Raw genomic sequence first — 15090 nt, forward strand, 5'->3', positions numbered from 1 at the left:
TAGTACTCAACTTTTGATAGTAAAAAAAACCTTCCAAAACCTTTCAATAACAAGGTTTCGGGAGGTTTTACCCTTCAAAAACTGTCAAAGACGAGATGTTCAAAGGTACTACATTACGGTATCGTTTGCAAGGTTGGAATTTTGAATTTGATATTTAAACCTGCTTCCTAAATATGGGCCCATCAAATACAGTAGTATGATATTCACCAGATTCACCTAACGGGCAAACATCCTTTCCACTGATATCAGCGATAAATGATTCATCTACAAGACGACCAACCCAGTTTTCCGGAAGCTTTGTATTATCTACTTTGATAACACGCGCCTGAAATTTCAACGCTACGAATTCCCTTAATAGATCCAACACCTTATGTTTTTCTGTCCACAACGGATAGATTGGTGCTACGTCTGCTTTTTCGGCTACCTGCTCTCCCCATTCACGGTGCCCTTCTAAGTAAATATCACCAAATGCGACACTATCAATCTCGTATTTCGTTTTTAGGTCCTTTAGTGTGCGAACAAAATCTTCTGTATACCCTGCAAAGTCTGTTTCAATAAAATGAACTGGAATCCCAATCCGCTCAGCCTGCTTTTTGATCCGCTCAAGCTTCTCCCCGTGTGCGACAGTTTCTTGTTTTTCCTTCCATATCGTAGTAATAAGGCTGACAACATGATAACCCTGCTGCTCTAGACGGTATAGTGCTAAACAGCTATCTTTCCCGCCACTAAATGATAATGCTACCTTCATGTCTATCGGCTCCTTTCGTTATACTACACTATACCATTTAGACAAAAAATTGGGAAAGCCAGTGATAAGTTGGCTTTCCCAAGGTTCATGGGTTGTTGTTGTAAATCTTCCACAAGACTTGTTTTGATTTATACTGTATCCTATGCGACGAAAACTGTACTTGTATTGGTACATGCCTCAAGACAACCGTACATTTGTATTGAATTTGGATGCAACCCTATTCCGCAGTTTTTTTATCCGGAAACAGCAAACTGAATACGATTCCGAACAATGCTGCAATGAAAAAAGTAGAGAACCGGGATGTAATGATACCATCTAACGGTGTGCTAATCCACAACACGGTAAAAACAAACCCAGAAATAATCGTTGCTACAACCCCGATACCGGAATAGCGCTTCCAGAAAAACGTCATCAGGATCGCCGGGGATAAGGTACAACCGACACCAGCCCACGCCCAGCTGACAACTAGATAGACCAGAGAATCAGAGGTTAGGGCAATAAGCATACCGATAATCCCTGAAACCAATACAATAATCCGAGACAATGATAATAATTGCTTATCCGTCAAGTTCATGCCGAGTGTCTTATGAATAATATCCTCACTAACCGAACTGGTAACAACCATTAACTGAGAATTTGCCGTTGTAATAATTGCTGCCATAATTCCGGATAACAACAAACCGGCAATCCAAGGCGGCAGCAAATCCAGTATCATATGCGGGAGAATCGTCTCTACATCAGCAAACGAGCCTTGACTGTACATCGCAATCGCCGCCAGCCCAATTAAAAACGCACCAGTATAGGCCATAATCGTCCAAATAATCGCAACTGAAATACCTTGCTTCGCCTCTTTCTCATTTTTCAGCGCCATAAACCTGCTGCTTAGCTGTGGCTGGCCGCCTAAATACCCGAAAAACCAGGAAAAGTTATTAAAGAACAATACACCAATGGCAAATCCCGTAGCTCCGCCAAACCATGAATTGAATGATTCTCCAGCCTCGACCAGCGATTGACTAATCGACAGGTCGTGCGTTCCAATATAAATAAGTGCAATGATTGGCAGTACACAAAGTGTAACCAGCATCATAATACTTTGAATCATGTCCGTCCAAACAACGGATAAAAATCCGCCAAAATAAGCAATCGCAAGCACGACAATCGTTGCCAGTACAACCCCGACCGTTTCATTCATTTCGAATGTTGTTAAAAATAATTTTCCAGCTCCAGCAAGCTGTGCCCCCACGTAGAACATAAAAAAACAGGAAATTAAAATACTGGCAATCCAGCGTATCAAATTTGCCTTTTCCCCAAATTTAACGGCCAAGTAATCGGGTAATGTTAAGACGTTATGTTTATCAGTTTCCCGCATAAACTTTCGGGCCAGGAAAAGCCATGCAAAAATAATGCCCAGTGCTATTCCTGCAGCAACCCAAATCCCAGCAAGTCCGGTCGTAAATACGAATCCGGTAAAACCTAACAAGAGCCAAGCGGATTCACCAGTTGCTCTTTCCGAAAATGCTAATACCCAGCCTGGCAGTTTTTTTCCACCTAGAAGGAATACCGCATGATCCATCTTTGTCCGGCTTGTCATATAACCAATCGCAATAATAACAACAAAATAGATAATGAATTCGATCAAGATAATGTTATCCATTATAAATACCTCCTGACTGAATGCTTCTATCCACTTGGAACAAAAACGGTTTGGACATTCACTACCACTTATCAGTCCTCCTTCCCACTACAGTCTTTTTTTACTAAATGTATGTACTGAATAATCAGATAAGAACAGGCAGTTAAGATTCTAAAATTCTACTAGAATCCTTCATGCTTTATTGGCATAGGTTAATAAATTTGTGATCTTTTTGGTAAATTGTCATGAGGTGTTTTCATTAGCGTGGAAATGTTTTATAGTAGAGAAGGACAATCTGGATAATTTGAAACCAAATCCAGTAATGTTTCGTATGTAGAGTTGTTACAAAACTTATAAACCGAGGGGGTGAATACAGATGCTGGAGTTAGTGAATGACTTGATGAGCGATATTACGCCGCTTTATTTGTACTTAAGTATCGCTTTGTCGATGATTTGTGCATATCGCGGGATATCACTTAACATGCATATGATCAACCAAAACAACGATTTCGCCACTAGGCAATGGCATGCTGCCAGATTTCGCTTACTTCCAAGGCAGGAGGATCTTGGAGCTAATACCGAAATACAAAATTGGATCGCAACCAAAACGAAGCGTATCGAAGCACCAGATGATGATACAGATGCTCATTCCTTCTTGTTTTCAACCGCAACCAAGAAAAAACGAGGAGGACAACAATGGAAAGAAAATCTGTATTCACATCCCTTACAAAATATAGCTTTATCGGGGTTATTTTAGTAATCATTTTAGCAGGATGCCAAGGTGCGAATGGCGCTCCAATCAGTGCTGATTCACCCGGTTTTTTTGATCACTATTTTGTGTATCCTTTCTCCGTGTTAATTAAAGGACTTGCCTCTATACTAAATGGCGATTTCGGCTTATCAATCATTGTGATAACATTGCTGGTTCGTCTTGTATTAATGCCTTTAATGCTAAAGCAAATGAAAAATAGTACAAACATGCAGGAAAAAATGAAAGTCATGAAACCGGAAATGGATGCAATTCAAGAAAAGTATAAGGGTAAAAAAGATAAAGAATCACAAATGAAAATGCAGCAAGAAACGATGCAACTGTATCAAAAACATCAGATGAATCCATTAGCTTCGTTAGGCTGCTTACCAATGATTATCCAGTTTCCAATTTTTATTGGCCTTTACTATGCAATCCGGCGCACTCCAGAAATTGCAACACACAACTTTCTCTGGTTTAATCTTGGGCAAACGGATGTCATTATGCCGTTTATTGCAGCAGCAGTCTATTTAATTCAGGCAAAAGTTTCACAGATTGGAATGGATCCGAAGCAGAAAAAGCAAATGGCACTATTTAGTTTTATCTCGCCAATTATGATTTTTATTGTGTCGTTTAATTTCCCAGCTGCACTACCGTTATACTGGATCGTCTCGGGATCATTCTTAGTTCTCCAGACTCTGATTTCCAAGAAGCTGTATTTGAAAAAGGCAGAGTAAATGAAAAAGCACTTCCTCTGAGGGAGTGCTTTTTCATTTTGCCACAGTCGTATGTGATAAACGTTTCTTTTGTTTCGCTGCCTCAAGCCGCTCCACAAACGTTTTACATTTCAAAAAGGAAAATTGAAAGATCGGGCTTTGTACAAATGTGAAGATAAATGTAAAAATAAAAACCGGTCCACCTAACAGCAATCCAACGACAAGCACACCGGACTCGGTAATAATCCGCACCCTCCTAATCGGAGCGCCCAGCTTGTCTGCAATTGACAGCATGAAGCCATCACGCGGACCCGACCCCACCCCAGCTGCATTGTAAACACCACCGCCAACCCCCATAATGACAATCCCCATTATAATAATGAGCACATCCAGCCATGAGTGGGTTGCATGCGGCAAAAAATCCAGCCACAAAATGACATCAACACATGAGCCCACTAAAAAAGCATTTAAAAATGTTCCAAGCTTGATATAGCTTTTATCAAGAAACCATGAAACAGTAATCAGCATGAGTCCGATTATTATATTCCATGTCCCAATCGAAAAACCAAAAATCTCAAAAAGCCCAACACTTAAAACATCCCATGGGTGGATACCTAAATGCTGGACATTTATTGTAATCGAAATTCCCAAGCTAAAAACAATTACCCCTATGACAAAAAAGGGCCAGCGAATCATTTGAATCATTATTACCCTTCTTTCATTTCGGTTAGATATATTTATTTTTAATCATAAGATATAATTATAGTCAAATCAATATTGGAATAAGTGCGCAATATCGAGCCACGAGCGTGCAACCTCTGGGCATGGGAGCGCAATCCAGCAGCATAAAGGTGCATCTCGGGGTGTATAGCGCGCAACCCCGCGGCTTGAACGCGCAACCCCTGCCATGCAATATCAATATTATAGGATGAAATAATACCTACACATAATATTGAAATTTTACTCGTACACTTGCTGAAAATGTAATTTGCCCTGGCTCCAGTTGTGTAGAGGTGTTTTCTTTTGCAACCGCAAAAGTCTGGTAAACAATAGGTTGTTCGTTTGCCTCTTCAACAATTCTGATCGGATGGGGATCCAACGTCACATCGATTGTTTCTGCTATCGTTTCCGCTTTGGCGGTGGCATTTTCTAGTGCGGCTCGTAATGCTTGCTGGTAATATTTCTGACTGTTGCGAACGGTGAAGTCTACATTAGAAACCCGATTTACCCCGTTTTGTACAGCGGTGTCAATAATTACACCTGCCTGATCAATATTCTCTATTCTTACCGTAAGTGCGTGTGTTACTTCATAGCCGCTAAACACTTGTTTTCCATCCACATAGTCATAATGCGGGTGGATCGTATATGCGGCAGTTTGTATATTTTCTCTAGGAATTCCAAGTTGCAGCAGACTTTGTATAACCTTTTCCACCTTTTGGGCATTTTCCTGTTGGGCTTGGGTAAGTTCATTGTTTTCTGTAACAATGGCTAGTTGGATTGTCACAAGATTTGGCTCTGCCGAAACAGTTGCGGTACCGGTAACTTTCATTGTTCGGCCCTTTTGCTGCCGGTTTTGTGGTGGCATATAGGGATAGTACATCGTTATTCCGCCTTTCTAAAAGTCATAGTAGATCATATGCCTTTACGAGTGGAATGGTTTCTAACGACTATCCCCCTTGCTCCATGAATAAAGGTTAAAATGATCATTTGCTGCTCCCATAATCAATTATCTAAAAATTTACTATTAGAGCGTGTTCAAACAACGAGGATAAAGAGGATCGATAAGTTCGAGGCGGCGTAGCTCCTGGCACTGGAGTATACATAAAAGGTACATGAAGAGCGGACTTGCACAGGACGTGCTGACTTCTGCTGTTGGCGATTGTCGTGGGTGGTTTTAGCAGAAGATCCCCTTTGCCAACGAAGAAATTCGAAGCGTCATTTTTACCGGACTTTTTGAACATCCTCTATTAGTGCATATAATGATTTTGTGATAAAGTAACACCTAATAAACGGATTTCCTTCACATATTTATTATAATGAAATAAGTGCCCAAATCGCTGTTTGGAAAGGAGTATGTAAATGAATACCGCAATTCAACAATTAACACCAAGGTTAAATGAGGTTTTTGCCCATTTACACCAAAACCCGGAAATTAGCTGGGAGGAACAAAAAACAACTACATACATTAAACAATTATTTGAAAATCGGGACTGCCGGATTACAACGTTTGACGATACTACAGGCTTAATTATTGACATAGGTCAGGGTGAACCAGTTGTCGCATTACGTGCTGATATGGATGCATTATGGCAGGAAGTTGATGGCGTGTTTCAAGCGAACCACTCATGTGGTCATGATGCTCATATGACGATTGCAATCGGATCCTTATTTTATTTGCTGGAAAATGCTTATCCGAAACAAGGAACGTTTCGCTTCATCTTTCAGCCTGCCGAGGAAAAAGGCAACGGAGCATTATCACTAGTTGAAAAGGGCGTTGTTGACGATGTTGATTTTTTGTATGGGATGCATCTTCGTCCAATACAGGAACTGCGCCACGGGTATTTTGCACCGGCAATCCGACATGGTGCTGCACGATTTGCGGAAGGGACCATTCATGGAGAAGATGCCCATGGTGCCCGGCCGCATTTAAATGTAAATGCAATTCAGGTTGGGAGTGAACTATTTCAGCATTTGAATAATATCCAAATTGATCCGATGATTCCCCATTCTGTGAAAATGACGACGTTCCATGCCGGCGGGAAGAGCCCGAATATTATACCAGGAAACGCAACCTTTTCATTGGATATTCGAGCCCAAACAAACGAAGTAATGGACCTGCTGATTGATAAGGTCAACCGGATCACCATGATGCTTGCTAATTTACACGACGTGACAATTAATTTAAAGATTGGCGACAGTGTTGCAGCGGCTGTCACTAATGACGAAGCACAAGCAATCATGCAGCAGGCGATTGTCGATTGTGTTGGAAAAGACAATTTGGCACCCGCCATTACGACGACCGGCGGTGATGATTTTCATTTTTATACAATAAAGCGTCCTGCATTAAAAGCAACGATGCTGGCAATTGGCTGTGATCTAGAGCCGGGACTGCATCATCCGGACATGACCTTTAAACACGAATGTATCCCACAGGCAGTGGAAATCGTAACGAACGCCTTAGTAAAAACAGTGGAAAAATAGCTATAAGGAGCATCTTTCATGACGGAACAAATCGAAATCCGAGAACTGACAACATTAGATGAACTAACTGAAATGCAACATGTGGAAAAGGCAGTATGGCATATGCCGCCTATCCCCATTCATCAAACTTATACGGCATTAAATAACGGCGGAATCATTTTAGGAGCATTCAAACAGGAAACAATGATTGGGTTTTTATACAGCTTTGCCGGGTTTGCTGGGGATATTCCTTATTTATGCTCCCATATGCTCGGGATTCTGCCTGTATATCGGCAGGATGGACTTGGGTTGCTGATGAAATGTAAGCAGGCCGAGCTGGCAAAACAAAAAGGTTACGCGATGATAACATGGACGTTTGACCCGCTGGAAAGTTTAAATGCATATTTAAACTTGCACAAAATCGGCGCGGTCGGTGCCCATTACCATGTTAATCATTATGGAAAAATGGATGATGGGCTAAATCAAGGGCTGCCAACGGACCGGATTCAAATCGAATGGTGGCTGAACAAAGAAATCCCTGTAATGAAAACAACATTTGATGAGGATAGTGTATTACTTGATCGAAATGATGATGGGTTTCCGGTGGTGAATGATATTGTAATAAACGGTCAATATGGCTGGTTCGTTGCTATCCCGGAAAATTTCCAAGCAATTAAGCATCAGGATATTGCAGTTGCTAAAGCATGGCGCTATGAAACAAGACACGTTTTTAAAAAACTATTTTCGAAAGGTTACCAGGCAGTTGATCTTGTTCGGGATCCTGCTAAACAAGTAAGCTATTATTTTTTCAACTAATCGGAGGCGATCCAACATGACAATTCCAATGAAAGAAATAAAACTGCACAAATTGAATATGCGGTTAAACGATCCATTTACAACCAGTTTCGGTACGTTTCAAGACAAGGAATTTTTTATCCTCGAAGCGGTTGATAAGGACGGAAATCGCGGATTTGGTGAATCAGTCGCATTCTCCAGTCCTTGGTACAGCGAGGAAACGGTTAAAACGAATCAGCATGTGGTCGAGGATTTCTTGATCCCGATTTTACAGGAAAATACGATCCATCACCCCGATGATGTTTCAGACCTTTTTTCTTCAATACGGCGAAATAACATGGCGAAATCAGCAATTGAGGGAGCGGTTTGGGACCTATACGCCAAACGTAAACATCTCCCCCTGGCCAAGGCACTCGGCGGTAAGAAGACCGAAATTGATGTGGGGATCAGCATCGGCATTCAACCTACTGTGAAAGATCTGTTAAATACAATTGATCATTATGCCCAGGAAGGCTATAAACGGATTAAATTGAAAATAAAGCCGGGTAAAGATGTGAACGTACTTCAGGAGGTACGTGCCCACTTCCCTGATTTACCAATTATGGCCGATGCCAATTCAGCTTATACGCTTAAGGATATCACGCATCTGCAAAAGCTGGATGACCTCAATTTAATGATGATCGAGCAACCATTGGAGCATGATGATATTGTTGATCATGCGAAGCTACAGAAAGCTTTAAGAACACCAATTTGTCTGGATGAAAGCATTCATTCGCTGGCGGATGCCAAAAAGGCAATCCAATTGGGAAGCTGCAAGATTATCAATATTAAAATTGGCCGTGTCGGTGGACTTACCGAGGCGAAACGAATCCATGATTATTGTAAAGAACAACGTATCGATGTCTGGTGTGGCGGCATGCTCGAAGCTGGGGTTGGACGTGCCCATAACATTGCTTTAACGACATTACCGGGATTCACATTGCCTGGTGATACGGCAGGCTCATCCCGCTACTGGCAAAAAGACATCATTCGTCCTGAAGTAATCGTTGAAAATGGGGTGATTACGGTTCCAGACAAGCCGGGAATTGGTTACGACATCGATGAAGCGGCACTGAAAAAGTTTACTGTTAAAACGAAGACATTTCGTTTCTGATTACCATAATGTTTTTCTATAAAGTGAAATTTCATTCAGCTGGGCTTTCCGACGCAGAGGACGTGCTAGTGCAGGCGTTGTCACAGGGCCGTTCACGAAAACACAAGTGAAATTGGATAAATGTTTGACCTGGGTGTTCGTTATGATACGGATGCCCTTTTTTCGTTGGATCGGTGGTTTCCTGGATTGCGGGCGGTAGATTTTGGCTCGGGATCAGCAATTTTGGAGTTCGATCGGCGACTTTTAGCGTTTGATCAGCGGCTTTTAGCGTTTGATCGGCGGCTTTTGGCGTTTGATCGGCGGCTTTTGGACCTTGATCAGCGGCTTTTGGCGTTTGATCAGCGGATCCAGAAGCCGCAGAAAAATATTGACATTTCGATCGCAACAATGTAATATATAAATTACATAATGACATATATAGTTTACATGGATGGTGAATCTATGAATAACCGGATTAAATTAGCGAGGACAGAGAAATCGCTGACACAGGCACAACTGGCTAGTAAAGTAGGGGTTACGCGCCAAACAGTTGGCTTGATTGAGAAAGGAAGATATAATCCAAGCCTGCAGCTTTGCATAGCCATTGCAAAAACATTGGATAAAACACTGGATGACTTATTTTGGGAGGAAAACTAGAATGGAAAAATCATGGATTGCGACGTTTTTGCCTAAGGATGAATATAAGGAAAGAAAAATGCTTTACTTTATGGCAGAGGCTGTTTTTATCTTATTTGCGCTGTTGTTTTTCTATTTAATTATTGATTTACTCATTATTGACCTTGATATACCGGCATTTGGTCTGGCGATTTTTGCACTGCTGTTTTTATCATCGTATATTTTGCTTCGCTATACATTTGCTGGTATCGAATATCCCGATATCACGACGAAGAAGAGGTATAAAAAAGAAAAAAAGGCGATCTTTATGCGAAGTTTGATTTATTTAGCCATTTATCCAATTGCCTATATCATTATTCAGGGGTTCCCTACCGATTGGGAAGGTGTTCTTGATATAATTGGCCCTGCCATACTAGCCGCCATTTTCTTATTCGCCTGGGGTTACCTATCTTTGAAAAAGTCATATAAAAAGAATCAGGAATTGCTTGATGATTAGAAAACAGAGGGATGCAACATAAACACAGAAAAGAAGGATTTTACAGGATCTTGGTGGTTTTTTGCACCAATTGTTTTTATCGCTGGTATTATTTGCGTTTTCATATCTTAATGTTGAAGGCTTTGTAATTGGGGCGCCTCTTACAAAGCCTCTTAGTTATTTTCGAAAAATGCTTGTACACCTCACAATTAAGCCCCCCTTCAGTCATTAAATCTCCCCATAACAATGGTATTATAATAGTTACCATCAGAAAGAAGTTTATCTTTTTTTAATACACCTTCTATTTCGAAGCCAAATTTCCTATAAAGATTAACAGCTTTATCGTTTGTTTCTAAAACACTCAATGTAATTTTTTTAATTCCATAGGAATCAGCCCAGGCAATAGATTCTTTTAAAAGATTTTTCCCAATCCCATATCCCCAAAAAGCTTTTAATACACATACTCCAAATTCTACTTTATGAGAAAATCTATTTAAATATACGCCCTCGCATCTTGAAAATCCGACGATCTGATCATCGACTAAAGCTACTAAAAATAAGTTCCTTGAATTCTCGGTGTCCGTTTTTATCATCTGCTGAAATCCTGGTACATCAATATATGCCTCCCCTCTTTCTCTATCCAAATTTTCAGTCTCCCCGTCAATTTGTAATCTTAACTGAGATAATTCCGTTGCGTCCTTTTCGATTGCAGATCTAATAACATATTTAATTCTCTTAGAGCAAAGTTTCTGTTGATTTATTTTCATGATATACTCCATTCCCTTATCCTTAGCACTCTATCAGTGAAATTAATATTTGAATTATCCAGTTTCTATCCCTCACCTTTTGCGAATTATCTTTACCGTTAAGGTCTTCTAAACACTTGAAAACAATCCAGCTTCAACCGAACAAAGCTTTTTTAGCTGATGAATGGTTGATTTACATGACTGGTTTTTACTACTATCCTGTTAAATAGTAATGTAAAATTACCGTTCTAACTCAATATATTCCCTTAGCAATTTCCAATTATCCCCTTTCTAATAACTCTCCTTTTCAACATTTCGAGTAAATTAGTGACAGGATAAACCTTTATCCCACGAATAATAAACAAATTTCAATTTATCCCCATTCATTTCGAATTCATCATCACCGTATGCTCTAAGCACAAAACCGTTCTTCTCTAAAACCCTTTGGGACGGTATATTATTAGTTGTCGTCTTCGCTTTAATCTGTTTTATGTCCTTGTTTTCGGAAATATCTAGTAACAGTTTCAATGCCATACTCGCAATACCTTTTCCAGTATGTACCTGTCCTACTCTATAGCCCAGATGCCCAACTTTTTTCGATTTATCAATATCAACTAAATTCATTCTCCCAAGAATTGAACCATTTTTATCTTTAATCAAATAGAAATTTGAACCTCCTTGAGCCTGTTCGTCAAGTAAAGCTACATGCCTTCTTTTAAATATCTCAGGTCTATAGTAGTCATCGCCCCGTGTTGGTACCATTTTTTCAAAAAAGCTTCTGTTTTCAAGTTCAAACCTATATAACTCTTCTGCATCCGCAATCTGTAATTTCTCTATTAACACATCCATAGATAATGACCCTTTCCAGCTTTTAAAACCTACAATTTATTTCAAAGGTTGGCCGGAGACTATATGCCAATGGAGATGTTTGGAATCTTGATAGTCTCCCAAATTGTAATAACTCTGCAAGCCCCGTTCTTTTCAGTCATCATCTTAGCCAGTGAGTTAAGACCTTTTACCGAACTCGTTTTTTATTAACCTACCACTCCTTCAAATACATATGGAACTGATTTATTTAGCAAATACTCAATCCCATTTTTATGATATGGCATCATTTCGTCAGCTGTTTTTAAATCAACCCATCTTACTTCTGATATTGTTTCAGTATCTTGTATTGAAATTTCACCGCCAATTATTTTTGCTTTAAATGTGATAAAAATTGCATGATTGTTATCATTTTTCATAAAAGCTTCGTTAACAGCAAGTATGTGATCAATCTTAATCGTTAACCCTGTTTCCTCTTTGGCTTCACGTATAGCTGCTTGTGCCAAGGTTTCACCTGTTTCAACAGACCCACCTGGTAAAGACCAATTATTGTATTTGATGTTTTTCACTACCAGCACCTTTTCCTGTATTTCATCATAAATAAGCGAATATACCACATCTACTCTATTCATTGAACACACTCCCTCGCCCTCTTTCTCTACTAAATTAATAGGTCCAGCTTACTAACTAGAGCCTTTTCGTAAAAATACAAGCTTTCTCTTTATATACTTTAACACAAAATTATAAAAATAAAATCCATTGACACCCACACAAAAACGCGTTATTCTACATACAAATAAACATTCAAACAATCATTTGAATGAGGTGAATAAATTGCGTGAACAAGTAAACCAGGTAAAAAATACTGATATGTGCGATGTTGATTGTTATAACGAGGAAGTAGTCAAGAAAATCAGGCCACAAATCAGGCGTATCGTCGGTGTTGAGTTGATTTTCAAGGCGTTGTCAGATGCAACAAGGCTTAAAGTAGCTTATGCCCTGACACTTGAGGATGAGCTGTGTGTCTGTGACGTTGCCAACATTATTAGATCAAGCAACGCAACAGCATCTCATCATTTACGCACACTGAAAAACATGAATATAGCGAAGAAGCGGCGTGAGGGAAAACGGATTTTTTACTCATTAGCCGACGAGCATATCCATCAACTCGTGAACATTGCCCTGGCTCACGGAGAGGAAGATGAACATGAGTAACATGAGTGAGGAAAATACGTACCGGTTACAAGGCTTGTCCTGCACGAATTGTGCGGCCAAATTTGAAAATAATGTCCGGGGGATCTCTACGGTTGAAGGTGTTGAATTAAATTTTGGTGCCGCAAAGCTGAAGGTTAAGGGGAAAGTAACAGTAGCGCAATTAGAAGAAGCAGGTGCATTTGATGGGATTAAAGTGTACCAGGAAACACAACGGCCTGCTGAAAATCACACACCTTTCTGGAAAAAACGGGCGAACATCCCTACCCTTCTATCGCTTGTCTTTATCATTATCGGATACACATTTCGTTTCGCATTTGATGAAGCCCATTTCCTGTCAATTGGCAGTTTCGCGATTGCCATCATTGTTGGTGGAACGACCCTTTTTAAAGAAGGTTTGAGCCATTTACTCCATCTTGATTTTGATATGAAAACACTCATGACCGTTGCCATTATCGGAGCTGTGCTAATTGGCGAATGGGCAGAAGGAGCGGTTGTTGTTTTCCTGTTTGCGCTGAGTGAAGCATTAGAGAGCTATTCGATGGATAAGGCGCGGCATTCGCTCACGTCGCTCATTAATACCGCCCCATCCAAAGCTACGATTAAACGAGATAACGAATTTATAACTGTTCTAGTAAAAGATATTGTAATCGGCGATACGATGATCGTGAAGCCTGGTGAGAAAATTGCTATGGACGGCCAGATTGTTAGTGGAACATCGTCCGTCAATCAAGCATCGATAACTGGTGAGTCGATTCCTGTTTTCAAAGCGCAGGGTGATGAGGTATTTGCCGGGACATTGAATGAAGAAGGATCACTGGAGGTACGCGTAACAAAACGGGCAGAAGACACTACAATCGCCAAAATCATTCATTTAGTAGAGGAAGCACAGGCTGAAAAGGCCCCATCACAAAAGTTTGTCGATCGTTTCGCTAACTATTACACGCCGGCGATCATGCTCATCGCTTTTCTTGTAGCGGTTGTACCTCCCCTTCTATTCGGTGCTGTCTGGTCAACATGGATCTATCAAGGTTTAGCCGTTCTTGTTGTTGGCTGTCCATGTGCCTTAGTCATTTCCACACCGGTCTCCATCGTAACGGCAATCGGAAATGCAGCGCGCAACGGTGTGTTAATAAAAGGCGGGATTCATTTAGAAGAAGCCGGACGCCTGCAAGTAATGGCCTTTGATAAAACTGGTACACTGACAAAAGGAGAGCCAGAGGTCACAACAGTCGTGCCGTTAGCTGGAAATACAGCAGAAAAAATACTTTCGTATGCTGCAGCGATTGAGCATTTTTCCCAGCATCCATTAGCACAAGCGGTTATGAAGGCTGCTAAACAACGTTCCTGTGAAAAAATAATCGCGACTGATTTTCATTCGATTACTGGCAAAGGAGCTACTGCTCGGATTGAAGGAAGAGAATATCAAATCGGCAGCCCTTCCCTGTTCAACGGTCACGCAGCCTTATCAGCTGATCTTTTGGAAAAAATTAATCAGCTGCAAAACGCCGGGAATACAGTTGTTCTTCTTGCCAACAATAACGTAATATTGGGGCTGTTCGGGATTGCCGACCAAATCCGGGGAGATAGTCATGCAATTATCAAACAACTGCAGCAAACTGGTATCAAGGAAACCGTTATGCTGACTGGCGACAATCAAGCAACTGGTAAGGCGATCGGAAAATCGATTGGTATTACCAATGTCCAAGCAAATTTGCTGCCGGAAGATAAGTTGCGTACTATTCAGGCCATGCAGAAACAACATGGTAAAACTGCCATGATCGGGGATGGCGTGAATGATGCCCCTGCGCTTGCAACCGCTACAGTTGGCATCGCAATGGGGGGTGCCGGGACAGATGCAGCCCTTGAAACTGCTGATATTGCCCTTATGGGAGACGATTTGACAAAACTGCCATATACTATTGACCTTAGCCGAAAAACATTACGGATTATTAAAGAAAACATCGGTCTTGCATTCGGATTAAAACTGATCGCACTCTTATTAACAATACCTGGCCTCTTAACATTATGGATTGCTATTTTAGCCGATATGGGGGCAACCCTTATCGTAATGCTGAATTCATTACGGCTAATACGGTCAAATTATTTACCTAATAAAAGTGGAAGCGCCCGTCTATAACCCATGTTAACTCAAGTATCGGACATGATAAATAAACCTCAACCTATGGTATAAATAGAACAGAGGTGATTTTATATCATGCTGCACCTGGATTAAGTAACGGG

Annotated in this window: 17 protein-coding genes and 1 pseudogene; 10 read left to right on the forward strand and 8 right to left on the reverse strand. The window is 40.7% G+C overall.

Annotated elements, in window-relative coordinates:
- Window positions 1-154 precede the first annotated feature (154 nt).
- Both IEX12_RS21655 and IEX12_RS21660 read right to left on the reverse strand, forming a co-directional pair.
- The gene (locus IEX12_RS21655; RefSeq protein ID WP_230856081.1) at window positions 155-748 is read right to left on the reverse strand and encodes a Dph6-related ATP pyrophosphatase; all 594 of its coding nucleotides are present in this window, start codon (window positions 746-748) and stop codon (window positions 155-157) included.
- A gap of 217 nt (window positions 749-965) precedes the next feature.
- Window positions 966-2402 (reverse strand): sodium/proline symporter, encoded by a 1437-nt coding sequence (locus tag IEX12_RS21660; protein ID WP_088049508.1) that lies wholly within the window; start codon window positions 2400-2402, stop codon window positions 966-968.
- 355 nt (window positions 2403-2757) lie between these two features.
- Here IEX12_RS21660 and IEX12_RS21665 point away from each other — a divergent pair, with 355 nt between their 5' ends.
- Both IEX12_RS21665 and yidC read left to right on the forward strand, forming a co-directional pair.
- Window positions 2758-3138 carry a hypothetical protein gene (locus IEX12_RS21665; protein ID WP_155554701.1) on the forward strand — a complete coding sequence of 127 codons (381 nt, stop codon included), beginning with the start codon at window positions 2758-2760 and terminating at the stop codon, window positions 3136-3138.
- Window positions 3078-3866: a membrane protein insertase YidC gene (gene yidC / locus IEX12_RS21670; protein ID WP_088049506.1), complete on the forward strand. Its 789-nt coding sequence runs from the start codon at window positions 3078-3080 to the stop codon at window positions 3864-3866. Before IEX12_RS21665 ends, yidC begins: the two co-directional genes overlap by 61 nt.
- Before the next feature lie 33 nt (window positions 3867-3899).
- Here the strand turns inward: yidC and IEX12_RS21675 are convergent, their stop codons facing one another.
- Window positions 3900-4550: a YczE/YyaS/YitT family protein gene (locus IEX12_RS21675; RefSeq protein ID WP_088049505.1), complete on the reverse strand. Its 651-nt coding sequence runs from the start codon at window positions 4548-4550 to the stop codon at window positions 3900-3902.
- 235 nt (window positions 4551-4785) lie between these two features.
- Window positions 4786-5445, reverse strand: coding sequence for an SIMPL domain-containing protein (locus IEX12_RS21680; RefSeq protein ID WP_102415608.1), 660 nt, complete (start codon window positions 5443-5445; stop codon window positions 4786-4788).
- 479 nt (window positions 5446-5924) lie between these two features.
- On the opposite strand from IEX12_RS21680, the gene IEX12_RS21685 reads away from it, so the two are divergent.
- The 6 genes from IEX12_RS21685 to IEX12_RS21710 all read left to right on the forward strand — a co-directional run bounded on the left by IEX12_RS21685 (window position 5925) and on the right by IEX12_RS21710 (window position 10084).
- Complete coding sequence (locus IEX12_RS21685; protein WP_102415609.1) at window positions 5925-7046, forward strand: M20 peptidase aminoacylase family protein; 1122 nt, start codon at window positions 5925-5927, stop codon at window positions 7044-7046.
- A gap of 18 nt (window positions 7047-7064) precedes the next feature.
- Entirely contained in the window at window positions 7065-7841 is a 777-nt protein-coding gene (locus IEX12_RS21690) for a GNAT family N-acetyltransferase (RefSeq protein WP_088049501.1), read from the forward strand.
- A 16-nt stretch (window positions 7842-7857) separates the two neighbouring features.
- A complete protein-coding gene (menC, locus tag IEX12_RS21695; protein ID WP_188725892.1) occupies window positions 7858-8973 on the forward strand; it encodes an o-succinylbenzoate synthase in 1116 nt (371 codons plus the stop codon).
- Between the two features lie 120 nt (window positions 8974-9093).
- Window positions 9094-9366 (forward strand): hypothetical protein, encoded by a 273-nt coding sequence (locus IEX12_RS21700; protein WP_155554700.1) that lies wholly within the window; start codon window positions 9094-9096, stop codon window positions 9364-9366.
- Window positions 9367-9414: 48 nt separating this feature from the next.
- A complete protein-coding gene (locus IEX12_RS21705) occupies window positions 9415-9609 on the forward strand; it encodes a helix-turn-helix transcriptional regulator (protein ID WP_088049499.1) in 195 nt (64 codons plus the stop codon).
- Between the two features lies 1 nt (window position 9610).
- The gene (locus IEX12_RS21710) at window positions 9611-10084 is read left to right on the forward strand and encodes a DUF3278 domain-containing protein (RefSeq protein ID WP_088049498.1); all 474 of its coding nucleotides are present in this window, start codon (window positions 9611-9613) and stop codon (window positions 10082-10084) included.
- A gap of 200 nt (window positions 10085-10284) precedes the next feature.
- Here the strand turns inward: IEX12_RS21710 and IEX12_RS21715 are convergent, their stop codons facing one another.
- The 4 genes and pseudogenes from IEX12_RS21715 to IEX12_RS21725 all read right to left on the reverse strand — a co-directional run bounded on the left by IEX12_RS21715 (window position 10285) and on the right by IEX12_RS21725 (window position 12266).
- Window positions 10285-10830 (reverse strand): GNAT family N-acetyltransferase, encoded by a 546-nt coding sequence (locus IEX12_RS21715; protein WP_155554699.1) that lies wholly within the window; start codon window positions 10828-10830, stop codon window positions 10285-10287.
- A 303-nt stretch (window positions 10831-11133) separates the two neighbouring features.
- Window positions 11134-11658 (reverse strand): GNAT family N-acetyltransferase, encoded by a 525-nt coding sequence (locus tag IEX12_RS21720; RefSeq protein ID WP_088049497.1) that lies wholly within the window; start codon window positions 11656-11658, stop codon window positions 11134-11136.
- A 36-nt stretch (window positions 11659-11694) separates the two neighbouring features.
- Window positions 11695-11795, reverse strand: a pseudogene (locus IEX12_RS23620) (HIT family hydrolase); the annotation flags it as partial.
- Between the two features lie 48 nt (window positions 11796-11843).
- Window positions 11844-12266, reverse strand: a complete 423-nt coding sequence (locus tag IEX12_RS21725) for an NUDIX hydrolase (protein ID WP_188725893.1) — start codon at window positions 12264-12266, stop codon at window positions 11844-11846.
- A gap of 238 nt (window positions 12267-12504) precedes the next feature.
- On the opposite strand from IEX12_RS21725, the gene IEX12_RS21730 reads away from it, so the two are divergent.
- Both IEX12_RS21730 and IEX12_RS21735 read left to right on the forward strand, forming a co-directional pair.
- A complete protein-coding gene (locus IEX12_RS21730; RefSeq protein WP_088050941.1) occupies window positions 12505-12849 on the forward strand; it encodes an ArsR/SmtB family transcription factor in 345 nt (114 codons plus the stop codon).
- Window positions 12836-14986, forward strand: coding sequence for a heavy metal translocating P-type ATPase (locus IEX12_RS21735; protein ID WP_188725894.1), 2151 nt, complete (start codon window positions 12836-12838; stop codon window positions 14984-14986). The genes IEX12_RS21730 and IEX12_RS21735 overlap by 14 nt, the downstream gene beginning before the upstream one ends.
- Window positions 14987-15090: the final 104 nt, after the last annotated feature.

Origin of the sequence: Lentibacillus populi, from assembly GCA_014642895.1 — a bacterium.
GTDB classification, from domain to species: domain Bacteria; phylum Bacillota; class Bacilli; order Bacillales; family Amphibacillaceae; genus Lentibacillus_C; species Lentibacillus_C populi.